At 72.6% G+C, this 22,188-nt stretch carries 20 protein-coding genes; 5 read left to right on the forward strand and 15 right to left on the reverse strand.

All coding sequences use genetic code 11. The features are described from left to right. Positions 1-6 precede the first annotated feature (6 nt). Genes Q5425_RS12250 through Q5425_RS12265 form a run of 4 tightly spaced genes read right to left on the reverse strand, consistent with a single transcriptional unit; the run spans position 7 to position 5,160 of the window. Positions 7-912, reverse strand: coding sequence for an ABC transporter permease (locus Q5425_RS12250; RefSeq protein ID WP_308672296.1), 906 nt, complete (start codon positions 910-912; stop codon positions 7-9). Continuing rightward, positions 909-1,853, reverse strand: coding sequence for an ABC transporter permease (locus Q5425_RS12255; RefSeq protein ID WP_308672297.1), 945 nt, complete (start codon positions 1,851-1,853; stop codon positions 909-911). The genes Q5425_RS12250 and Q5425_RS12255 overlap by 4 nt, the downstream gene beginning before the upstream one ends. Continuing rightward, complete coding sequence (locus tag Q5425_RS12260; protein WP_308672298.1) at positions 1,850-3,427, reverse strand: ABC transporter substrate-binding protein; 1,578 nt, start codon at positions 3,425-3,427, stop codon at positions 1,850-1,852. Before Q5425_RS12260 ends, Q5425_RS12255 begins: the two co-directional genes overlap by 4 nt. Beyond that, positions 3,424-5,160 (reverse strand): ABC transporter ATP-binding protein, encoded by a 1,737-nt coding sequence (locus Q5425_RS12265; protein ID WP_308672299.1) that lies wholly within the window; start codon positions 5,158-5,160, stop codon positions 3,424-3,426. The genes Q5425_RS12260 and Q5425_RS12265 overlap by 4 nt, the downstream gene beginning before the upstream one ends. A gap of 229 nt (positions 5,161-5,389) precedes the next feature. On the opposite strand from Q5425_RS12265, the gene Q5425_RS12270 reads away from it, so the two are divergent. Beyond that, positions 5,390-6,364, forward strand: coding sequence for a methyltransferase dimerization domain-containing protein (locus tag Q5425_RS12270; RefSeq protein WP_308672300.1), 975 nt, complete (start codon positions 5,390-5,392; stop codon positions 6,362-6,364). Continuing rightward, complete coding sequence (locus Q5425_RS12275; protein WP_308672301.1) at positions 6,361-7,290, forward strand: alpha/beta hydrolase; 930 nt, start codon at positions 6,361-6,363, stop codon at positions 7,288-7,290. Before Q5425_RS12270 ends, Q5425_RS12275 begins: the two co-directional genes overlap by 4 nt. A gap of 202 nt (positions 7,291-7,492) precedes the next feature. On the opposite strand, the gene Q5425_RS12280 is transcribed toward Q5425_RS12275, so the two are convergent. The 4 genes from Q5425_RS12280 to Q5425_RS12295 all read right to left on the reverse strand — a co-directional run bounded on the left by Q5425_RS12280 (position 7,493) and on the right by Q5425_RS12295 (position 12,430). Further along, on the reverse strand, positions 7,493-8,080 hold the full coding sequence (locus Q5425_RS12280) for a TetR/AcrR family transcriptional regulator (RefSeq protein WP_308672302.1): 588 nt from the start codon (positions 8,078-8,080) through the stop codon (positions 7,493-7,495). 66 nt (positions 8,081-8,146) lie between these two features. After that, complete coding sequence (locus Q5425_RS12285; protein WP_308672303.1) at positions 8,147-9,757, reverse strand: amidohydrolase; 1,611 nt, start codon at positions 9,755-9,757, stop codon at positions 8,147-8,149. 3 nt (positions 9,758-9,760) lie between these two features. Then, positions 9,761-10,513 carry a MoaF C-terminal domain-containing protein gene (locus Q5425_RS12290; protein WP_308672304.1) on the reverse strand — a complete coding sequence of 251 codons (753 nt, stop codon included), beginning with the start codon at positions 10,511-10,513 and terminating at the stop codon, positions 9,761-9,763. A gap of 54 nt (positions 10,514-10,567) precedes the next feature. Continuing rightward, positions 10,568-12,430, reverse strand: coding sequence for a primary-amine oxidase (locus tag Q5425_RS12295; RefSeq protein WP_308672305.1), 1,863 nt, complete (start codon positions 12,428-12,430; stop codon positions 10,568-10,570). Between the two features lie 113 nt (positions 12,431-12,543). Between Q5425_RS12295 and Q5425_RS12300 the strand changes: the two genes are divergently transcribed. Further along, positions 12,544-13,242, forward strand: a complete 699-nt coding sequence (locus Q5425_RS12300; protein WP_308672306.1) for an SDR family oxidoreductase — start codon at positions 12,544-12,546, stop codon at positions 13,240-13,242. 21 nt (positions 13,243-13,263) lie between these two features. Continuing rightward, on the forward strand, positions 13,264-14,055 hold the full coding sequence (locus tag Q5425_RS12305; RefSeq protein WP_308672488.1) for an SDR family oxidoreductase: 792 nt from the start codon (positions 13,264-13,266) through the stop codon (positions 14,053-14,055). 18 nt (positions 14,056-14,073) lie between these two features. Here the strand turns inward: Q5425_RS12305 and Q5425_RS12310 are convergent, their stop codons facing one another. The 7 genes from Q5425_RS12310 to Q5425_RS12340 form a co-directional block, all read right to left on the reverse strand. Continuing rightward, the gene (locus Q5425_RS12310) at positions 14,074-14,766 is read right to left on the reverse strand and encodes an ATP-binding cassette domain-containing protein (RefSeq protein ID WP_308672307.1); all 693 of its coding nucleotides are present in this window, start codon (positions 14,764-14,766) and stop codon (positions 14,074-14,076) included. Further along, complete coding sequence (locus Q5425_RS12315; protein WP_308672308.1) at positions 14,763-16,481, reverse strand: ABC transporter permease subunit; 1,719 nt, start codon at positions 16,479-16,481, stop codon at positions 14,763-14,765. Before Q5425_RS12315 ends, Q5425_RS12310 begins: the two co-directional genes overlap by 4 nt. A gap of 374 nt (positions 16,482-16,855) precedes the next feature. Then, on the reverse strand, positions 16,856-17,716 hold the full coding sequence (locus Q5425_RS12320) for a branched-chain amino acid ABC transporter permease (protein WP_308672309.1): 861 nt from the start codon (positions 17,714-17,716) through the stop codon (positions 16,856-16,858). Positions 17,717-17,726: 10 nt separating this feature from the next. Further along, the gene (locus Q5425_RS12325) at positions 17,727-18,899 is read right to left on the reverse strand and encodes an ABC transporter substrate-binding protein (protein ID WP_308672310.1); all 1,173 of its coding nucleotides are present in this window, start codon (positions 18,897-18,899) and stop codon (positions 17,727-17,729) included. Then, positions 18,896-19,291 carry a nuclear transport factor 2 family protein gene (locus Q5425_RS12330; RefSeq protein WP_308672311.1) on the reverse strand — a complete coding sequence of 132 codons (396 nt, stop codon included), beginning with the start codon at positions 19,289-19,291 and terminating at the stop codon, positions 18,896-18,898. Before Q5425_RS12330 ends, Q5425_RS12325 begins: the two co-directional genes overlap by 4 nt. Positions 19,292-19,302: 11 nt before the next feature. Further along, complete coding sequence (locus tag Q5425_RS12335) at positions 19,303-20,070, reverse strand: MoaF C-terminal domain-containing protein (RefSeq protein ID WP_308672312.1); 768 nt, start codon at positions 20,068-20,070, stop codon at positions 19,303-19,305. A gap of 58 nt (positions 20,071-20,128) precedes the next feature. Continuing rightward, positions 20,129-21,073: a helix-turn-helix domain-containing protein gene (locus Q5425_RS12340; RefSeq protein WP_308672313.1), complete on the reverse strand. Its 945-nt coding sequence runs from the start codon at positions 21,071-21,073 to the stop codon at positions 20,129-20,131. Positions 21,074-21,197: 124 nt separating this feature from the next. Between Q5425_RS12340 and Q5425_RS12345 the strand changes: the two genes are divergently transcribed. Beyond that, positions 21,198-22,169 (forward strand): magnesium transporter CorA family protein, encoded by a 972-nt coding sequence (locus Q5425_RS12345; protein ID WP_308672314.1) that lies wholly within the window; start codon positions 21,198-21,200, stop codon positions 22,167-22,169. Positions 22,170-22,188 lie beyond the last annotated feature (19 nt).

Below are 22,188 nucleotides of genomic sequence, written 5' to 3' on the forward strand. Positions count from 1 at the left end.
CCTTTCTCAGGACGAACGGCGCAGGCGCTGCAGCTCGCCGAGCGTGCGGGCCCGGGCGTCGACGGCGATCCGCAGCGCCGAGCCGATGAGGTTGAGCAGGAGCACGCAGACCATGATCGTCACGCCGGGCACCACGACCAGCCACGGCGCGACGACCAGGTACGACCGGCCCTCGGCGATCATGTTGCCCCAGGTCGGGGTGGGCGGGGCGATGCCGAGGCCGAGGAAGCTCATGGCCCCGTCGACCAGCATCGCGGCCGCGGCGAGGATGACGACCTGGACCAGGGCCAGCGGCAGCACGTTGGGGAACACGTGCACCAGCAGGATCTTGGCGCGGCTCATCCCGGACACACGCGCGGCGCCGATGTACTGGCGCCCGGCGATGCCGAGCACCCGGCTGCGGATCACGCGGGCGGTGAACGGCGTGAAGATCACCGTCAGCGCGATCAGCTCGGTCCAGATGCTGGCGCCGAGCGCGATGGCCAGCGCCATCGCGAGGATGATCGCCGGGAAGGACATCCACGCGTCCATCAACCGCATCAGCACCGCGTCTGCGACCCGGTAGAAGCCGCTGACCAGGCCGATCACCATGCCGGAGAACGCCGCGCACAGCGTGATCAGCGCCGAGAGCCCGAGTGACGCGCGGCCGCCGGACACCAGCCGGGCGAAGACGTCCCGGCCGAAGGAGTCGGTGCCGAGCGGGTGCGCGGCCGACGGCGGGAGCAGCCGGTGCACCGGGTCGGTTGCGCTGACGCTGGGCAGGAAGAACGGCAGCACGACCACGGCGACCACGAGGAGGCCGAGGACGGCCGAACCCACCACGAGGGTCCGGTTGCGGCGGAACAGCCGGGCCGCCCGCCGGGGCGGGGGCGCGTCCACCGCGGGAGCCGGCTCGGCGACGGCGAGGCTCATGCGACACGCACCTTCGGGTCGAGCAGCGCGTAGGAGAGGTCGACCAGCAGGTTGACCACGACGAACAGCACCGCGACGAACAACGTCACGCCCTGGATGAGGGGGAAGTCCCGGGTGGACACCGCGCCCATCAGCAGGTGACCCAGCCCGGGCACGACGAAGATCGATTCGATGATCACGATCCCGCCGACGAGCATGGCGAAGTTGCTGCCCAACTGCGTCACCAGCGGCATCAGCGCGTTCGGCAGGACGTGCGCCAGCACGACCCGCCGTTCGGGCAGCCCCTTGACCCGCGCGGTCCGCAGGTAGGCCTGCGGCAGTTCGCCGAGCACGCTCTCGCGCAGGGTGAGCACGAACAGCGCCGTCTGCCCGATGACGAGCACGGTCACCGGCAGCACCAGGGCCGGCACCGCGGCCACCGGGTCGGTGACCAGGTCGTGGTAGCCGCCGGAGGGGAACCAGCGCAGCGTCACCGAGAACACCAGGACCAGGACCAGCGAGATCCAGAAATCCGGCATCGCCATGCCGAGCGAGGACAGCCGGTCGAGCGTGCGGGCCACCGGGTTGCGCGGCGACACCGCCTGCCACGACGTGATCGCCACCGACAGGACGAAGCTGATCACCGTGGACAGCACGGCCAGGGTCAGCGTCGGCACGATGTGCGCGGCCACCACGCCCAGGACCGGCCGGTGGTAGGTGATCGACGTCCCGAAGTCGCCGCGGACCACGTGCCCGGCCCAGCTCAGGTACTGCCGCCAGAGCGAGCCGTCGAGGCCCATGCTCGTCCGCAGCGCGGCGACGTCGGCCGGACGCGCGGTGGGACCGAGGATGGCCTGGGCCGGGTCGCCGGGGATCAGCCGGATGACGAAGAACATCATCGTGCCGACGATGACCAGGATGATCAGCAGGTCGCGCAGCCGGCGCAGCAGCACCCCGGTCATGCGGCCGGCCAGGAGTTCCAGAAGATCCGGTAGAAGTCGCCGTAGCCCTTGAGCCGCGGGCTGTAGGCCGCGTAGAGCCTCGATTGGCTGAGCGTGATCACCGAGAGCTGCTTCCAGGTGAACGCCTGGAGCTTGTCGATGACGGTTTTCGCCTGCTCGGGCGTGGTCGAGGCGGTGAACTCGGCCATCAGCGCGTCGAGTTCCGGCGAAGACGAGCCGTTGAGCGTGCCGAGGGTGAGCGCGGGCATCTGGGCGGGTGAGGTCAGGGACGAGTCGAAGAACAGCGTCGTGATGTCCCAGCCGCCCGGGTCCTTGGTCAGGGTGCCGAGCATGGTGGCGAAGTCGAAGGTGTTGATCTCGGCGCGCAGGCCGATCTTCCCGAGCGCGTCCTGGATGAGCACGGCCCACTTGCCGAATTCGGGGTAGGAGTTCGTGGTGACGATGCGGATCGTCGTCCCGGCGGTGACGCCGGCTTCGGCGAGCAGCTGCTTCGCGCGCGCCGGGTCGTGCTGCCGGTAGACGGACTCGCCGGCGGTCGAATAGGACGCCTTGTTGTCCGGCGAGGCGAACGCGCCGGTGTCGATGGTGAGGTCCGTGCTGCCGCCGGTGGCCGCGTTGATGGCGGGCTTGTCCAGCAGCAGGTTCAGCGCCTGGCGCGCCCGCGGGTCGGCGAACTTCGAGCCCGGGTGGAAGTTGGGGATGACGACGTTTTCGTTGCCCCCGGGCAGGTTGTGCACCACGAGGTTCGGGTTGGCCTTGAGCTGCTCGTACTGGTCGTTGGCCGGCATCGCGTGGTCCCACTGGCCGGTCTGCAGGCCGTTGATCAGCGCATCCTGGTCGCCGACGACCTGGTAGGTGACGGTGTCGAGGTAGGCGTGCTTGGCGCCGGCCTGGCCGCCCCAGTCCTCTTCGGAGCGCGACTGGTAGCCGTCGTGGCGTTCGAGCACCAGCTGCCGGCCGATGTCCCAGCTCTTCAGCTTGTACGGGCCGGTGCCGATCGCCTTGTCCTGGCCGAACCCGGTGGCGGGCAGGCCGGCGAGGTTCTTCGCTTCGTAGATTTCGGTGCCGGCGCCGGCCAGCTCGTCGATCAGCGGGTAGCGCGGCCGCTTGAGCTTGACGGTCACCGTCGCCGGGTCCGCCGCGGTGATCGCGTCGATGTCCGGGGTGACGAGCTGACCGGTGCGGTGGTTCTGCTGCCAGCGCCGGAGGCTCGCGACGACGTCCTCCGCGGTCAGCGGGTTGCCGTCCTGGAAGGTGACGCCCTGGCGCAGCTTGAAGGTGTAGGCGAGCCGGTCCGGGCTGGTGGTGTAGCTGTCGACGAGCATCGGCCGGGCGACGAAGTGCCGGTCGACCTCGAACAGCTTCTCGTACATCATGTTGCCGATCTGGGCGGTCACCTGGCCGGGGTTGGCGACCATGTCGAGCGACTGCGGATCGGTGGGGACGGCGACGGTCAGGTTGCCGCCGCGGACCGGGGGCCCGCCGGCGGCGGTCGTGGTGCCGGCGCTGCCCGTGCAGCCGGCCAGCAGTGTGGCCACGGCGGCGAGGGCGGCGAGCAATGGAGTTCTCTTCATGGGCGCGTCGATCCTGTGTGGGGGAGGGCGGGCAGGTCGGGGTTGGCGGCGAGCAGGCGCCGGGTGTAGCCGTGCCGCGGCGCGAGGCGGATCTCGTCGGGCGTTCCGGTTTCGATCAGCTCGCCGCGGTACATCACGCCGACGCGGTCGGCCACCGACAGCACCAGGCTGAGGTTGTGGGTGATGAACAGCAGGCTCACCGTGCGGGTGCGGCGCAGGTCCAGCAGCAGGTTCAGCACCTGGCCCTGCACCGAGACGTCGAGCGCCGACGTCGGCTCGTCGGCGACGATCAGCTCGGGTTCGGCGGCGATCGCGCGGGCGATGGAGACGCGCTGGCGCTGCCCGCCGGACAGCTGCGACGGCAGCTTGCCCGCGGTGTCCGCCGGCAAGCCCACCTCGCCGATGAGGCCGGCCACCCGGCGGTCCAGTTCGGCGCCGCGCAGCGGGGTCAGTTCCTTCAGGGGCTCGGCGATGATCCGCGCCGCGGTGTGGCGGGGGTCGAGGGAACTCTGCGGGTCCTGGAAGATGAGCTGGACGCGGCGGCGGAACGCGCGCTCGGCACCGGTCAGCCCGGCGGGGGTGATCCCGTGCGGGCCGAAGACGATCGTGCCCGAAGTCGGTGGTTCCAGCGCGCTCACCAGCCGGCCGAGGGTGGACTTGCCGGAGCCGGATTCCCCGACCAGGCCGAAGAACTCGCCCGGCGCGAGTTCGAGGGAGACGTCGCGGACGGCGGCCACCCGACGTCCTCTCCGGCCGTACACTTTGGACACCGCGGTGATGGTGAGCGGAGTGCCGTCGTGGTTCGCGGGCGGCCGCGGCTTCAGCGGCGGGGTTTCGACGGCTTCGGTCGCCTCGCCCGCCATGGCCGATTCGAGCAGGGCGGGGGAGATGGTCGGGAAGCCGTCGCGGCGGTCGACGCCGAGCTGCGGCACGCAGCCGAGCAGCGCCCGGGTGTACGGGTGCTTCGGCCGGGTCAGCACCTCGTCGCGCGAGCCCACCTCGACCAGCCGGCCGCGGTACATCACCGCGATCCGGTCGGCGACCTGCGCGGCGACGCCCATGTCGTGGGTGATGAACACGCAGGCCGTGCCGTGGTCGCGGCGGACGCGGTCGAAGAGCGTGAGGATCTCCGCCTGGGTGGTGACGTCCAGCGCGGTGGTCGGCTCGTCGGCGATCAGCAGGTCGGGGTCGGCCATCAAGGCGAGCGCGATCATCACGCGCTGCTGCATGCCGCCGGACATCTGGTGCGGGTACAGCCGCAGGATCCGGTCGGTGTCGGTGAGCCCGACCTCGGTCAGCAGCCGCCGCGCCTTGGCTTCGGCCCGCTTGCGCAGCGGGCTGCCACGGCGGGCCGCCTGCCCGGGCCGCGACCCGGGTTCGCGGTGGGCCTCGGCGAGCTGGGCACCGACGCGGCGGCTCGGGTTGAGGGAGTCGAGGGCTTCCTGGAAGATCATGCCGATCCGCGGGCCGCGGTAGGCGCGCATCGCGTCGGCGGGCAGCTTCGTCACGTCCACGCCGTCGACCGCGATCTCGCCGCGGGTGCGGACGGGGGCGACGAACTCGAGCAGGCGGATGATCGACAGGGCGGTCACGGTCTTGCCGCTGCCGGACTCGCCGACCACGCAGAGCGTCCGCCCCCGCCCGAGATCGAGGGAGAGCTCCCGCACGAGTTCGCGCTCGCTGTCGTCGGTGACGACGCCGACGGTGAGCTCCCGGATTTCGAGCAGCGTCATGGATTCCCCTTCCTCGCGCCCGCCGCGAAGGGGCGGGCCGGACTGCCGGGCTCCGGCAGGGGTAGTTCTACGCATGTTGACACCGGCGCCATGCGGTGTCAATGGTTTTATTCTACGAACGTAGGAAGTTGAAACCTCACGGCTTTTTGTTGCTGTGCGAGGGAAATTCGTCCCTGGACTCTTTTATCTACGCATGTAGAGTGTCCGCGTCGAACAGAAGGAGGACGACGTGACACCCACCCCTGCCACGCCCGAGCCGATCGTGGAGACCGCCGTCGGCTACATGCGGTCCCAGCAGCTCTTCGCCGCCAACCGGATCGGCCTGTTCCCTGCTCTGGCGGCCGGCCCGCTCGGCGCGGGCGAACTGGCCGATCGCACGGGCAAACCGGAGCAGACCGTCCGCATCCTCGCGGACACCCTCGCCGCGCTCGGCCTGCTGTCCCGTGTGGACGGTCGATACGCGCTCACCCCCGACATCGCGGAGTACCTCGGCGGGGGAGGTCTGGACCTGGCGCCGTTCCTGACCTTCCTCGAGACCATCAGCTACCCGCACTGGCTGCAGTTCGCGCACACCACCGACACCGGCGAACCCGGCGACCTCGACCTCGACGGCGACCGCTGGGACCGGTTCCTCGGCGGCGTCATGGTGTATAACGCCCTACACGCCCGGATGCTGGCGCGAATTTTCGACTTCGGCGGCTTCAAAAACCTCTTGGACCTGGGTGGTCTTTCGGCCGAGTTCGCGGTGCAGGCCCTGCACGCCAACGACGTCCTGCGGGCGACGTTCGTCTACGACCCGCGGTCGGTGGAGCCGGTGACGGCGGCGGTCGCGGAGTTCGCGGACCGGGCGACCGTGGTCGGTGCGCCGACCCCGGACGCCGAGCCGGCGGGCGAGTTCGACCTGGTCATGGTCAACCACGTCGTGCACCGGTTCTCCGTCGACGAGAACCGTGCGATCCTGCGGCACGCGCGGGCCGCGGCGGCCCCGGGCGCGCGGCTGCTGCTGCTCGACTTCTTCCTGGACGACGACGCTTCGCCGCGGGCGCTCGACGCGCTGCACGCAGGGGAGTACCTGGTCATCGACGGCACGGTCGTGCACCCAGAACGGGACGTCCGCGGCTGGCTGGCCGACGCCGGGTGGCGCCCGGTGGACCGGCTGACGCTGCCTGGCTCGCCGCGGGTCCTCGTCGCGGAGGCGGTGTGAGCATGGGTCTCGACCCCGCGGTGCGCGCATTGCTGGCCCGCAGCCCTGACGCACCGGCCCGGCCGTTGACGGCCGCCGAGTTGCGGGCCGAGTTCGCGCGGTCGCGCCCGGAACCGGGCCCCGCGGCGCCGGTGGCGTCGGTGACCGACCACCGGGTGCCCGGCCCGGGCGGCGACCTGCGCGTCCGGCTGTACCTCCCGGACGCGCCGGGTCCGGTCCCGGTGTTCGGGTGGATCCACGGCGGTGGCTGGACGATCGGCTCGATCGAGGAGAACGAGGTCTCTTCGCGGGCGGTGTGCGCGGCGGCGTCGGTCGCGGTCGCGGCCGTCGAGTACCGCCTGGCGCCCGAGGACCCCTACCCGGCGGCACCCGCGGACTGCTACGCGGTGCTGGAGTGGCTGGCCGGCGGCGGCGCCGGGGCGGCGGTGGACCCGGCGCGCATCGCGGTGGGCGGGGAAAGCGCCGGCGGCAACCTGTCCACCGTGGTCTCGCTGATGTCCCGCGACCGCGGTGGCCCGGCGATCGCGGCGCAGGTGCTGATCTGCCCGGTGTCCGGCCACCCGGACGACGGCCACGCGTCCTATGTGGACTTCGCGACCGGCTACGGCATGACGGCCGGCGCGATGCGGTTCTTCTTCGCCCAGTACGTCCCGGACCGGGAGGCCCTCGACGACCCGTACCTGCTGCCGTCCCGGGCGCGCGACCTGTCGGGCCTGCCGCCGGCGTTGGTGCTGACGGCGGAGTACGACGTCCTGCGCGACGAAGGGGAGGCCTTCGCGCGGCGGCTGTCGGACGCCGGCGTGGCCGTGGACCTGCACCGGTACGCGGGGCAGATCCACGGGTTCTACGGGCTGTACACGGACCTGCCCGCGTCCGCGCGGTCGCACGCCGAGGTGGCCGCCTACCTGCGGGGGATCTTCGCCTGAGAGCCGTGTGTCAAGCGGTCTGTTGGTGGAGGGTGTCGGCAACCGCGGTGGCCGGCTGATGAGTGCGGCGCGGAGTTGCTTGTCGCAGCCGCGGCGGTAGGCGACGGTGAGGTGTTTGCCGGATTGGCGGGTCGAGGGGGCGACGCCGGCGGGTGCAGACAAGGCGCATCCGCCTGTCTCCACCCCACGTCCACCAGTGAGGTCAGGGGCGGGTGAGGCGGTCCAGCAGGGACTCCAGGTGCCGGTGCTGGAGGTCGACCGTGGAGAACTCGCCCGCCACCAGGCTCATCACGTTGGCGCCGGCGTTGAGCAGCACGATCTCGTCGACGATCTGCTCGTCCGGGGTGCCGGTGACGATGTCGCCGTCTTCGCGGCCCTCGGTCAGGAAGCGGTGCAGGAGGCCGCGCCACTCGCGGACGTGCTCGAGGTACTTGTCGTGCATCCGGCGGTTCGACAGCGACATCTGCCAGAAGATCAGCAGCACCCGCCCGGCGGTGATGCGCTCTTCGTCGATCGGCATGGACGACACGCACATCTCGCGCAGTGCGGGGAGCCCGCGCAGGCCGTCGAGCTCGATGTACCGGCGCATCATGGCCAGCGCCCGCTCGTAGGTGGCCGCGATGATGTCTTCCTTACCGGGGAAGTACAGCTTGAGCGCGCCGTTGGCGAACCCGGCGGCGGCGGCGATTTCCCGCATCGTGGCGGCTTCGATCCCGCCCCGCACGATCAGGTCCCACGTCACGTCGACGATGTCGCTGCGCCGCTGGTCGTGGTCGATGATCTTGGGCACCCGGCCACCTCCCGCACTGGTTTCTCTACCAGTGTAGGAGAAACTGCCCGCCAGGTCAGCGCCGGGTCAGCGCGCGAAGACCCGCCGCCCCGCGAACCACGTCTCGACGACCCGGGTCGCCGCCACCTCGGCCGTCCGGAAGGGATCGCGGTCCAGGACCACGAAGTCCGCCGACCGGCCCGGCGTCAACGCGCCCGTCACGTCGTCCAGCCCGCACGCGCGCGCCCCGCCGAGGGTGAACGCCTCGATCGCCTCGGCCAGGGTGATCGCCTGCTCCGGCCAGAGCGCTCCCGGGCGGCGGCCGGCCGGGTCTTCACGGGTGACCAGGCCCGCGATGCCTTCCCAGGCGTTCGGGGACTCGCTCACCGGCCAGTCCGATCCGCCCGCGACCAGCGCGCCCAGATCGAGCAGCGTCCGGTTCGGCTGCATCCGGGAAGCGCGCGAAGCCGGCAGCACCTGGGCGATCGCCGACGGGATGACCCCCGGCACCCACAGGAACGGCGAGATGTCCGCGGCCACCCCCAACGCGGCGAAGCGCGGCAGGTCGTCGGGGTGCACGAACTGCCCGTGGGCCACCTGGAACCGGGTGCCGGTGAACCCCGCGGCGCGCACCTGCTCGACCGCGTCCAGGAACTGCCGCACCGAGGCGTCGCCCGTGCAGTGGACCTTCGCCGAAAGGCCCGCCCCGGCCGCGGTCAGCAGCCACTCGGTCAGCTCGGCCGGGGACATCGTCGTCGCGCCGTGGAAGCAGGCGCCGTGGGTTTCGTCGGGCAGGTACGGCTCCAGGAACGCCGCCGTGCGGGTCGGGGGGACGCCGTCGAGGAAGATCTTCACGAAGTCCGGGCGGTGGTGCGGGCTGCGGTAGGACTCCGCGACCGCCAGCAGCGGCGCCCCGACCGGGTCGAACCCGAAGATCGGGTCGTTGACCAGCAGCGACGACACCACCCACGCGTCGAGCTTGCCCGCGAGGTCCAGCGACCGGAGCGCGCCCAGGATGTCGGTCGAGACCCCGGCGTCCTGGAACGCCGTGACGCCGAAGCCGTGCAGGATCTCGATCGCCCGCTGGGACGCGCGACGGTGCTGCTCCGGGGTCAGGCCGCCGGCCACCCGCTCGACGAGCACCCCGGCCGCCTCCAGCAGGAGCCCGCTGGGCGAACCGCCGTCCCGGACGATCACCCCGCCGGGCGGGTCCGGGGTCGCCGCCGCGATGCCCGCCAGCTCCAGGGCACGGCTGCTCACCCAGCGGTTGTGCCTGCTGTCGTCCGACAGCGACACGGGCCGTCCGCCGGCGGCCTCGTCCAGCGCGCGCCGGGCCGTCGACGACGACAGCTCCGCGACCATAGTGGACGCCCAGGCGCCCCCGGTCAGCCATTCGTCCGGGCTCAGCGACGCGGCCCGCGCGCGGACGGCGGCGAGGATGTCCTCGACGCCCGCGTCCGCGCCGAAGGTGAGCTCGAACAGCTCGGCGCGGCCGGCCATCGCGTGGTGGTTGTGCACGTCGACGAGCCCCGGCATGACGAACGCGCCGCCGAGGTCGAGCACCTCGGTCTTCGGGCCGCGCTCGACGTCTTCGAGCGCGAGGATCTTCCCGTCGGCGACGGCCAGCGACGACGCCCACGGCCGCGCGGCGTCCACTGAGTACACGACGGCGTTGGTCAGCACCAGGTCGGCGGGCACGGCTCAGCCTTCCGCGGGGTCGAACCCGGCCGGGTGGACGGTGGTGCCCAGCAGCCGTCCGTACGCGCCGAAGGTGAAGTGCGCCGGGTGCTCCCCGGTGGCGTCGAGTCCGAAGAGGACACCGTGGGAGCGCAGGTGGCGGGCGTCGCGGTGATCGGCGACCGTCACCGACGCGCACGGGATGACCTTCTCCCGCCAGGTGAAGACGTGGATGCCCGGCCGGATCCGGTAGACGGTGTTCTCGTCGGTGTCGGCCAGGCCGCGCTCGGGCCCGGCGAGGCACTGCCAGGTGTACCAGTGCGGGCTGAGGTAGACGTGCTCGTAGGCGTGTTCGGGGCTGTACACCCACAGCACGCGGCGGCCGATGAGCGCGGTGCTCGGCGCCATCGGCTCACCGCGGACGGCGTGGCCGTCGATGGTCGCGGGCCGGAACTCCTGGGTGACGCGCGGGGTGCCGTGCTCGCCGATCGTCGTGGTGACGACCAGCGCGCGCCCGGCCCGCAGGTCCAGGAAGAGCGACACCGCTTCCCGCGAGTCCGCCGACGGGTGGCGCTGGACGTAGTAGAGGTCGTCGTCGACGAGGAACGTCTCGCCGGCCGCGACGTCGGTGCCGGTGACCCGGTCGGGGCCGCCCTCGTCGTCGTGCAGCACGAAGGACCGGCCCTGCAGGTCGTCGACCGTCGGCGCCTTGTTGGCGTCGAAGCCGGGGGCCAGGCCGTCGAGCGGCAGCCACGTGGAAGTGTCGGAGAGAGTCATCGCGTCCTCAAAACGTCGTCCGGGGGTCCGGGTGGCGGATCCCCGGCGGATGTTTCAGTGGTCACAGTGGTCGCCGGACGGGAGGTCGAGCGCGGGGTTGCGGTCGAGGAACCCGGACGGCCGGAACAGGAACCCCGAGCGGTCGACCGGCATCACCGGCCAGTCCTCGGGGCGGGGGACGTGGGTGGGGCCGAAGACGTGCCACAGCACGAGGTCGGTGTCGACGAGGCCGCGGTCGGCCGCGGTCCAGGCGGGCAGGCCGGCGCCGCCGGGGTGGGCGTTGGGCCGGTCGCCGGCCGGGAACCGCTCGTCCTCGTGGTACGGCGTCGCCCACAGGTGTTTCGTCGCGAAGGTGGCGCGGGCGTGCACTGTCGCCTCCGGCTGCGCCATCAGCGTCGCCGAGGGGCGCGGCACCAGCTGGTAGGCGGTCGGCTTGCCGAGCCGGTTCACCCGCGCCGCGCTGCGGACCTCCCAGACGCGGGCGCGGGCCGGGTCGGCCGGGCGCATCGCCTCGCGTTCGGTCCGCAGCAGCGTGCTCTTCCAGGTGAACGCGTTGCCGTACGGGTTGCCCGGCCCGGTCGGGACGCGTTCGACGTCCACCTCGTGCAGGCTGGTGCGCTCACCGTCGACCTCGACGTCGAGCCGGGCGCAGAACAGGTGCTGGTGCACCGGCGCGAACAGGCCGGGCGCCAGCTCGGTCGCGTGCGGCTGGTCCTGCCCCGGCGTCCCGGCGCCGCAGAAGACGATGCCGGTGGCCTTCGCCTCGAACTCGATCGAGCCGTCGACGTGGAAGTACCAGTAGTGGCCGTAGTCGTAGTTGCCGATGGTCGAGATCGAGGAGACGACCAGCCGCCGCGAGCGGCGCACTTCCGGCCGCCCGGCGAGGTCGGTGTGCTTCCAGAGGATCCCGTCGTCCTCCTCGTGCAGGCAGATCGCGCGCGGGATCTCCACCGGCTCGCCGTGGTCGTCGGCCACCCAGGCCGGGAAGTAGTGGATGACCCCGACGCAGTCGCAGCCGAGGCGCAGATCGTTCACGTTCTTGCCGAACTGGTACTCGCCGGCGTCGAAGTAGCTGATCCAGAACCGGCCGGGCGCGACATCGCCGTAGGGGACCACCATCTCGGGGACGGAAGCCCGGTACAGGACCGGCCGGCCCTGGAAGCTCACCTGGTGCAGTGTCAGGCCCTCGCGGGCGTTGAAGCCGACGCGCAGGCGCCAGCCTTCCCAGGTCACCTCGGAGCCGTCGACGGTGAAGCTCGGACCGCCGGGCTGGGTGATCTCGATCGGCTTCTGCGAGGTCCGCGCCGGGACGCCGGTGTACCGCCCGCTCTCCGCGGGCACCGGCACGTCGCCTTCGTCTTCGACGCGCAGCACGCGTCGCTCGGTCAGGTTCAGGTGCACCACCAGGCCTTCGACCGGGTGCGCCCAGGGGCTGTCGCCGTCGTCTTCGCGCAGGAACGTCAGCGAGCGCATGACGCGGCCGGTCTCGTCCTCGCGCCCGAAGTACCCGGGCGCCAGCGGCGCGCAGAAGGCGTGGCCGATCCGGTCGGCGAGGCCGCGCCGCGCCATCGCGGCCTGCCAGCCCGCCGACGCCTTCGTCAGCTGCTCGGCCAGCGCGTACTCCTCGAACAGGTACGACGGCTGCCCGTCGGCTTCGGCCCAGTCGTCCCAGGAGACCAGCTCGTGCTTCGTCACCGAGACGACGGCTTCGCCGGCGCGGCCGGTGGCGGTGTCGAGGAGCGTGTAGCGGAGGCGGCGGTCGCCCCCGCCGGCGCGCACGTCCTCCTTGGCGGGTTCGACCGGCAGGACCTGCGGGACCCGGATCGTGCCGCCGGCCAGTCCGGCCGAGGCGAGGACCGCACGGCCGGCGGACAGTTCGGCGGCGCTCAGCGGGTCGAGGGGGTGCGGCGTGCTCACCCTGGCCAGTCTCGGCCCCGATCGGCCCGCGCGGAACCGCCCGTGCGGTGGCGGACAACAACGCTGCGCTCGCCGCCAATCGCCCGGCGGCCCCCGCGGCGAGGATGGGGGCCATGCGAACCGATCTCGCCGGGAAGGCGGTCCTGGTGACCGGCGGGGCGTCCGGCATCGGGCTGGCCTGCGTGCGGGCGTTCCGCGCCGAGGGCGCCCGCGTCGGCGTCGTCGACCGCGCGCCCGGCCCCGGCGTCGTCCGGGCGGACGTCACCGACGAGGCCGGGCTGGCTGCGGCGGTGGACACCGTGGCCCGGGAGTTCGGCGGCCTCGACGCCGTCGTCGGCTGCGCCGGCATCTCCGGCCCGGTCGGCACGCCGCTCGCCGCGACCACGGCCGCGGACGTGGCCCGGGTCCTCGCCGTCAACGTCACCGGCCAGTTCCTGCTGGTCAAGCACGCACTGCGGTGGCTCGCCGACGACGGCGCCGTGGTGCTGCTCGGCAGCGATTCGGCGTTCACGGCCGCGCCGGGCATGGTGCCCTACTGCGCGTCCAAGGGCGCGGTGGTGGCGATGACCCGCGCGCTGGCCGTCGAGGTGCCGGGGATCCGGGTCAACTGCGTCTGCCCGTCGGTGGTGGACACGCCGATGGCGCGCGCCGACCTCGGCGCCGTCCTGGACGACCCCGCGTTCCCGGTGCAGGCGGCCGGGGACGTCGCCCGGCAGGTGCTGTTCCTCGCGTCCCCGGCTTCGCGGCCGGTCAACGGCCAGGCCCTGCTGGCCGACTTCGGGATGTCGGCCCGCTCGGCGTTCCCCGCGTAGAAAGGATCCACAGTGGACTCGATAGGCAAGGTCGTGGCGATCACCGGCGGCGGCACCGGCATCGGGGCGGCCGTCGCCCGCCGCTACGCCGGCGAAGGCGCGCACGTGGTCGTGCTGGGACGGCGGCGCGAGCCGCTCGAGGAGGTGGCCGCCGAAACCGGCGCGCACGTCATCGCCTGCGACGCGAGCGTCCGCGACGACGCCGAAACCGCGATCGCGGAGATCGTCGGCAAGCACGGGCGGCTGGACGTGGTGGTCGCCAACGCCGGCGGCCACGGCCTGTCGTCGGTGGTCGACACGGGTGACGAGGAGTGGGAGCTGGCCTTGCGGTCGAACCTGTCGAGCGCGTTCGTGCTCTGCCGGGCCGCGCTGCCGTCGCTGGTCGAGACGGGCGGGCAGGTCGTCGTGGTGTCGTCGCTGGCCGGGCTGTTCGCCGGGCCGAACGTGGCCGGCTACACCGTCGCGAAGCACGCGCTGATCGGCCTGACCCGCTCGATCGCCCGTGACTTCGGGCCACGCGGGGTGCGGGCGAACGCGGTCTGCCCCGGCTGGGTCCGCACGCCGATGGCGGACGGCGAAATGGCCCAGTTCGCCGCGGCGGCGGGCTTCACCGGCGGTCACGACGAGGGCTACCGCCGGGTGACGGCCGAGGTCCCGCTGCGCCGCCCGGCCGAGCCCGAAGAGATCGCGGCGATCGTGCGGTTCCTGGGCTCGGCGGAGTCGTCCTACATCACCGGCGCGGTCATCGTCGCCGACGGCGGCGCCCACGCCGTGGACCTGCCGACCCTGGCCTTCGAGCGCGCGGGGATGTGAACCCCTGGGGGCGTGGGTTCACGCCCCCAGGTACGCGCGGTGCAGGGTGGCGGGGGAGTCCAGCAACGTCTGCGCGTCGCCGGTGTAGGTGACGCGGCCCGAGGAGACGACCACGGCTTCCTCCGCGACCCCGAGCGCCAGGTGCGTGAACTGCTCCACCAGCAGGATCGCCGCGCCCTCGGCCGCGAACCGCGTCACCACCGGCAGCAGGCGGGTGAAGACCACCGGGGCCAGGCCCAGCGACATCTCGTCGATCAGCAGGAACGCCGGGCGCGCGGCGAACGCCCGCGCCAGCACCACCATCTGCTGTTCGCCGCCGGAAAGCAGGGCCGTGGGGGAGTCGCGCCGCTTGTCGAGCTCGGGGAACAGCGCGAGCACCTCGTCGACGCCCGCGGGCGTGCGGGCGGTCAGGCGGAGGTTCTCCAGCACCGTGAGCCCGGGGAACACCGCCCGGCCCTGCTCGATGTGCGCCAGCCCGAGCCGCGCCCGCGCCACCCGCGAGTGCCGGGTGACGTTCACGCCGCCGAGGTGGACGCTGCCCGCCGACGGCGGCACCACGCCCGACACGGCCTCCAGCAGGCTCGTCTTCCCGGCGCCGTTCGGCCCGACCAGCGCCGTGATCCGGCCCGGCTCGAGGACGAGGCCGACGTCGCGGATGACCGGGCCGGCTCCGCGGTCGACGGTCAGCCCGTGGATTCGCAATGCGGTCACAGCAGCTCCGTTTCGCCCATGTACGCCTTCAGCACGGCCGGGTCGGCCAGCACTTCCGCCTGCGGCCCGCTCGCCAGGACCTGCCCGAAGTCGAGCACCGTGAGCGTGTCGCAAACCGACCGGACGAGGTCGAGGTCGTGCTCGATGAGCAGCACCGACACCCCGAACCGCGCGGGCACCTGCCGCAGCCGCCGCCCGAAGGCCACGTGTTCCTCGTGCGGCAGGCCGGCCGCCGGCTCGTCGAGCAGCAGCACCCGCGGCCTCGCGAGGAGGTGGCCGACGACCTCGACGAGCCGCCGCGCGCCGGCGTCCACCCGGGACAGCGGCGTCCGCTCCGGCGGGCAGCCGAAGAACTCCAGCGCGCCGGCGGCTTCGCGGCCGGTGAGCCGCCGCCGGGCGACGAACCGGACGTAGGCGCCGACGGTGAGGCCGGGCGGGACCCGGTCCTGCTGGAACGTCCGCCGCAGCCCGGTCCGCGCCCGGCGGGCCGGCGAGCCGGTCAGCGGACGTCCGTCGAGGGTGACGGTCCCGGTCGCGCGGGGGAGGAAGCCGCTGACCGCGTCGACCAAAGTGGACTTCCCGGCGCCGTTGGGGCCGATCACGCCGAGGATCCCGTGTTCCGGCACCGTGATGTCCACTTGCGCCAAGGCGGTGACGTGCCCGAACGAAACGCTCAACCCGCGGACCTCGAGCACCGGGTCGCCGGGCGGCAGCGGCTCGACGTCGGGTGCGGCCGCGGCCGGCCCGGCACCGGCGGTCCGGCCGGCCCGGCGGCGGTACTGGAGGGCCCGCACGGCGGTGCCGAGGTTGCCGCGGCTGGTGAGCGCCTGGATGCCCAGCACGCCGAAGACGACGAAGCCCCAGTCCTGCGGCACGCCCCAGCGTTTGAGCAGCTCGGGCACCGCGACCCAGAGCAGCGCGCCGAACACCGCCATGTCGATCAGGTGCGCGCCGGACATGATCGCCAGCACGTAGAGGGCGAGCGACTGGATCGCGGTGAAGCTGGCGGGGAAGGCCAGCCCGACCTGGCCGGTGAGCAGCCCGCCGCTGACGCCGCCGAGAGCCGCGCTGACCGCGAAGGCCGTCAGTTTGGAGGTCCGCACACCGGCGCCGACCGCGGCGGTGCCGCGTTCGGAGAAGGCGACGAGGTGCCAGCTGCTGCCCCAGCGGCCGCGGCGCAGGAAGTGCACAAGCAGTCCGCAGGCGACGAGGACGAGCACGGAGAACAGGAAGTAGGACCGGTCATCGGAGAAGGACTCCGGCCGCTCGACGGGGAGGCCTTCGGTGGCGCCGGGGAACTGGATCTGCACGAGCGTGAGGTCGGCGGCCGCGGCGAGCCCGAGGGTGACGACGGCGAGGGTGATGCCGCGCAGCCGCAGCGCGGGCAGCCCGACGAGCACCCCGGCCACCCCGGCGGCGAGGCCACCGAGCAGCAGCCAGGTGACGAACCCGCCGGGGACCCGCGCGACGTTGCAGGCGCAGACGACGAACGCCCCGACGGCGGCGAAGGTGAGCTGGCAGAGCGAGATCATCCCGGCGGTCCCGGTGACGACGCCGAGCCCGAGCAGCGCAATGGCGGCGACGACGGCGGAGACCCCGAGGTAGACGAAGTACCCGGCCAGCCCGACGCTGAACGCATAACCGACGGCGACGGCCGCGGCCGCGACGAGCAGGGGGAGGCCGGCGCGGGCGAGGGGGCTTTCAGCGAGCCGCACGGTGAACCTCCGCGGCGAGGCTCGGGAGTTGCGCCCGGCTGAGCGGGCTCCCGGCGAGCCGCGGCAGCAGTGCCCGGCCCGGCGGGTTTCCTGCGGGCCGTGAGGCAAGCCCTGCCACAGCGGTGTCAACGAGCGGCAGGCCGCCGCTCCTCGGCGGCTGGACGACCCGTATCCCGCCGCTCCTCGGCGGCCAGGCGAGCCGCGGCAGTCGTGCCCGGCCCGGCAAGCTTCCCGCGGGCGGTGAGGCAAGCCCCGCCACAGTGGGGTCAGCGAGCGGCATCCCGCCGCCCCTCGGCGGCCAGGCGAGCCGCGGCAGCCGTGCCCGGCCCGGCGGGTTTCCTGCGGGCCGTGAGGCAAGCCCTGCCACAGCGGAATCAGCGAGCCGCATCCCACACCTCCTTGCGCTGCGTCCACAGCAGCAGCGCCACGATGACCAGGAACGGGAGGAAGTACCGCAGCACCGACAGCCCGTCGGACTGGGCGACCGCGCCCTGCGCCATTCCCAGCACGAGGCCGCCCGCCACCGCCAGGTCCAGCCGCCGGAAGCCGCCCAAGAGCGCCGCCGCGGCTGCCGGGACCACCAGCATCGACAGGGACGTCGGGTCGTTCGACTGCGACGGTGCCACGATCGACACCGCGAGCGTGGCGATCACGCCCGTCGCCGTCCACACGCCGATCGACAGCGGCCGGGCCGGGATGCCCAGCAGCTCCGCCGTCGTCGGGCGCTCCGACAGCGCCCGCAGCCGCACGCCGAGGGCCGTGCGGGCCAGTACCACCCGGCAGCCCAGCGCCACCAGCACCGCCAGCGCCACCGTCACGACCGTGACCTGGCTGACCACCACGCCGCCGGCTGTGAACGCCGGGCCGGCCAGCACCGGGTGGAACGGCTGGGGCTTGGTGCCGAACAGGATGAACGCCAGCGAGATCAGCAGCAGGAGCGCGGCGACGGTCACCGCCGATCGGGTCCCGGTGTCCGCCTCGGCGAGCCACGTCGAGACGATCCAGCCGAGCACCGCGCTCAGCGCGCCGCCGAGCAGGATGCCGGCGAGCGTCGCCAGCCACTCCGGGAAGCCGAGGTGGACGGCGAGGAAGACGGCGACGTAGCAGCCGGACATCCCGGTCGCGGCCTGGGCGAAGTTGACCACCCGCACCAGCCGCGACATCAGGGTCAGGCAGACCGCGAGCACCGCGTAGAGCCCGCCGGCGGCGAGACCGGCCAAAGCGCCCTGCAGCATCGACGTCCTCCTAGGAGCGTGGGATCCGGAGCCAGTCCTGCGCGGCCAGCTCCCACCGGTTCGACCCGGTGGTGAGCTTGATCGGCCAGCCCGCCGTGTTGTCGTGGTGGGTCTGCGCGGGGCCGAACACGTACGGCGTGCCCACCATCGGGTCGCTGATCGGCTTCATCTCGCGAAGCGCCGTCGTCACCGACTCGCGCGTGATGTCGCCGGTCATCCCGCGAAGGACGGCGAGGAAGTACTTCGCCGCCAGGTAGCCGCCCTGGCTGAACGACGTCAGCGGGATCCCGTTCTTCGTCATCAGGTCGCGCCACTCCCGGTTGGCCGGGGCGGCGGCGTCGGTGAACGGGGAGAACTCGGCCGGCACGTACACGCCGGCGCCCGCGTGCGAAATCGCCTTGGCGTAGTTCTCGCTGTAGACGCTGGTCAGCAGCAGCCACGTGACGTCGGTCCAGCCTTGCGCCTGCGCGGCCTTGAGCTGGCCGATCGAGTCCGGCTCCACCGGGTTGACGGTGATGGCCTTGCACCCCGCCGCACGCGCCTTGACGATGTAGGGCGTGTAGTCCGACCCGCCGTAGGGCACCGTCGAGTCGACGTACTTCAGGTTCTTGCCGGTGATCTTCGTCCACTCGGCGATGGCGCCCCGGTACGCCGGCAGCGTGTTGCCGGCGATCTCCAGCAGCGCGCAGATGTCGTCCAGCTTCAGCACTTCCGAGCCGTAGAGCAGGGTCAGGGTCATGTCGTGGAACGGGCCGACGTTCACCGGCGCGATGTTCGGGCCGGTGAAGCACGCCGGGTCGACGCCGATGCCCGGCATCGACAGGATCTTCTGCTGCTCGTAGTACTTCTCGTTGATCTCGCACTCGATGAGGCTCGACGACCCGACGAGCGCGACGGCCCGGTCGCCGCCGACCACCTCGCGGGCGGCGGCCGCGGCCGCCGCCGGATCACCCTTGTCGTCGATCGCCTTGTACTCGATCTTGCGGCCGCCAACGCCGCCGGCGGCGTTGGCCGCGTCGAACACGGCCCTCGCCGCCTGGGAGGACTCCGGGAAGGTGGCGGCGCCGCTGAGCGCGTTGACCGAGCCGACGACGATCGGGCCGTTCGCGCCGGCTTCCGAACCGGCGCAGCCCGCGGTGGCCAGCAGAACGGCGACCGCCAGGGTGGGCAGGACTTTTCTCATAACTGCTCCCGGGATGCGGCCACGACCGGCGCGGAGTCGACGATCTGCTCGAAGGAGACGACCTCGCCGCCGTCGAACCGCCACACGTGCGCGACGCGGGCGGTGAACGGCCGGCCGGTCCGGCGGTGCGTGCCGGTGTAGGTGCCGACACCGATCACCGCGTCCCCGGCGTCGAACAGGTCGCCGAGGGTGAAGCGGTAGCCGTCCCAGTCCCGGCCGATCGCCGCGAAGACGTGCTCCCGCACCTCGTCCGGACCGGTGTACGTGCCGGCGTAGGGGAACCCGGCCGCTTCGGTCCACGTCGTTTTCGGGCCGAGCGGGGCGAGCATGCCGGGCAGGTCACCCCGGTCGCTGGCGGCGTAGTGCGCGCGGATGACGTCCACAGGGGACACGGGCAGCTCCTTCAGACGGGCTGGGCGTCGGGGTAGGCCACCGCGCCCAGCGGGTAGACGTGGCCGCCGGCGCGGGAGTGCTCGGAGCGGCCGTCGCCGGTCAGGCCGAGGAAGACGCCGGTGGTGCGCAGGGCGTAGCCGAGGTCGTGCAGCCACACGCTCGCCACGGCGATCCGGAACTCGCGGAAGCAGAACAGGTAGAGCCCGTCGGCGAACTTCCACACCGTCGAGAGGTCCATGTCGCCGTGGCCGCGCTGGACGCCTTCGAGGCATTGCCAGGCGTAGCGCTGCGACGACACGTAGACGTGCTCGTAGAGGTGATCGGGGCTGTAGCGGTAGAGGTTCCGCTTGCCGATCAGGTCGCGCGACGGCCCGGGTGCGGCCCCGGCGGGCTCGCCGCCGCCGGTGACGCCCGCCCGGAAGTCCTGCGAGACGCGGGGAACACCCTCGACGTCCCCGGTGCCGATCACCGAGCGGACGGCGAGCGCCCGGTGGGTCGCCGTCGAGTACACGACGGTCAGCGCTTCGCCGTCGACGCTGGTGCGCGGCAGGTTCACGAAGAAGACGTCGTCGCGCACGGCGACCGCGTCGTACGGGTCTTCGACGCCGTTGCACACGACACGCCCGGCGTCTTGGTAGCTCAGCTCGACGGCTTCGCCGTCGTCGAGGGTGATCGTGACGTCCCGGCCGGTGAGGTCGGCGTTCGGCAGGCGGTAGGTGGCGATCCCGGCGGCGAACTCGTCGTAGGTGCGCCAGCCGTCGGTGGGGGCTTCGGGCATGGCCTCATCGTCGGGCGGGCACCGGCGCCCGGGCGAGCGGTCACGCGCTGGCGGGCAACTACCGGACGCTGACGGTCAACTGCCGGCGCACCTCGCTCGGCGCCCGTCCGAACGCGGTCTTGAACACCCGGCTGAAGTGCGCGGCGTCGACGAACCCCCACCGGGCGGCGATGGCCGCGACCGGGCGGCCCGCGTGCACCGGGTCGAGCAGGTCGCGGCGGCAGTGCTCGAGCCGCCGCGTCCGGATCCAGCCGGAGACGGTGGTGCCCTGCTCCTGGAACAGCCCGTGCAGGTGCCGGGTGGAGATGAAGTGCTCGGCCGCGATCCGCGCCGGGGTCAGGTCGGCCGACTGCAGGTGGGCGTCGATGTGGGCGCGGATCCGGCGCATCAGCTCGTGGTGCGGGTCGGCGTTCGCGCGCGCGAGGTCCAGTTCGGTGGCGACCAGGGTGGACAGCAGGTCGACCGCGCTGTGCGCCAGCCGGGCGCCCGCCGGGCCCGCCAGCTGCTCGAGGTTGCCGCCGAGCTGGGCGAGGAACGGCACGACGACGTTGCCGACCCCCTCCTTGCCCGACATCCGCACCGCGGTCAGCCGCCCGACGAGCTCGGCCGGGAGGTCGATCAGCCGCTGCGGGAACATCACCACCAGCGTGCGGAAGTCCTCCTCGAACACCAGCGAGTACGGCCGGTGCGTGTCGTAGAGGGCGACGTCGCCGGGCCGCAGCACGGCCTGGCGGTCGTCCTGCACGAGCAGCCCGGTGCCGGCCAGGATCAGGCTCAGCTTGTAGTAGCGGCGCTCGCCGCGCGCGATGAGCTCCGGCGTGCGCTCCACGACGTGGGGCGAGGCGGTGACCTCGGAAACCTGCACTTCATCGGCCGCGGACGAGCGGATCCGGCCGCGGAAGCCGTCACCGCCCGCGGTCACGTGCAGCGGCACGAAGGACTGCGAAACGGCGGTGCGGAATTCGGTGAAGTCACGGGCGATGAGCGTCGTCGGAGCAGGCACGGGGTCACCTCGCGGCGTTGGGAGGGTGCGGCTTCGTATACGATAAGCGATACGATCTTCGGCGACAACGGCCGCGGCGACCGGTGCCACGGGTGAACCGCGGCCGCGCCGGGTAGTCACCTGCATGACCAGGACCCGGGTGTACCGCGACGGTGAGCTGCAGAAGGAAGACTTTCCCGTCGAGGACGTCTCCGGGTTCCTGGCCGAACCGGGGACCGCGGTGTGGGTGGACCTGTGCGCGCCGACCGAGGCGGATCTGACCCAGCTCGCCGGGGAACTCGGGCTGCACCGGCTCGCCGTGGAGGACGCCGTCTCCGAACACCAGCGGCCCAAGCTGGACCGCTACGACGGCCACGCCTTCCTGGCCGCCTACGCCGTGCGGTTCGACGCCGGGACCGGCCGGGTGAGCACCGCCGAGTTCGGCGCCTTCGTCACACCGCGGGCGCTGGTGACCGTGCGCAAGGACGACGGCTTCGCCATCGAGCCGGTCGTGCGCCGCTGGGACCAGGCGACCGAACTGGCCGGGGCGGGCGTGTCCTTCCTGCTGCACGGCCTGCTCGACTACGTCGTCGACGGGCACTTCGAAGCCGTGCAGGCGCTCGACGACGAGGTCGAAGCCCTCGAGGACCTGGTCTTCGAGGAGCGCCCGGACTCTTCGGAGCTGCAGCGCCGCTCGTTCCGGCTGCGCAAGAGCCTCACCGCGTTGCGCCGCGTGGTGCTGCCGATGCGGGAGGTGATCGGCTCGCTGATGCGGCCGGACCTGAAGCTGGCCGACGAGCTGACCCGGCCGTACTTCGAGGACGTCCACGACCACGCCCGGCAGGCCGCGGAGCAGACCGAGGCGCTGCGGGAGCTGATCGCCACGGTCCGGGAGACGCAGCTGAACCTGCAGGGCAACCGGCTCAACCTGATCATGAAGAAGGTCACCGGCTGGGCCGCGGTGATCGCGGTGCCCACCGCGGTGACCGGGTTCTACGGCCAGAACGTGCCGTACCCGGGCAACGGCGCGCCGAGCGGGTTCTGGACGTCGACGGCCGTGGTGCTGGTGCTGTCGTTCGGGCTGTACGGGGTGTTCAAGAAGAAGGACTGGCTCTGAACCGAAGCTCCACAGTGGA

This window comes from Amycolatopsis sp. A133, from assembly GCF_031082405.1.
Taxonomy (GTDB): domain Bacteria; phylum Actinomycetota; class Actinomycetes; order Mycobacteriales; family Pseudonocardiaceae; genus Amycolatopsis.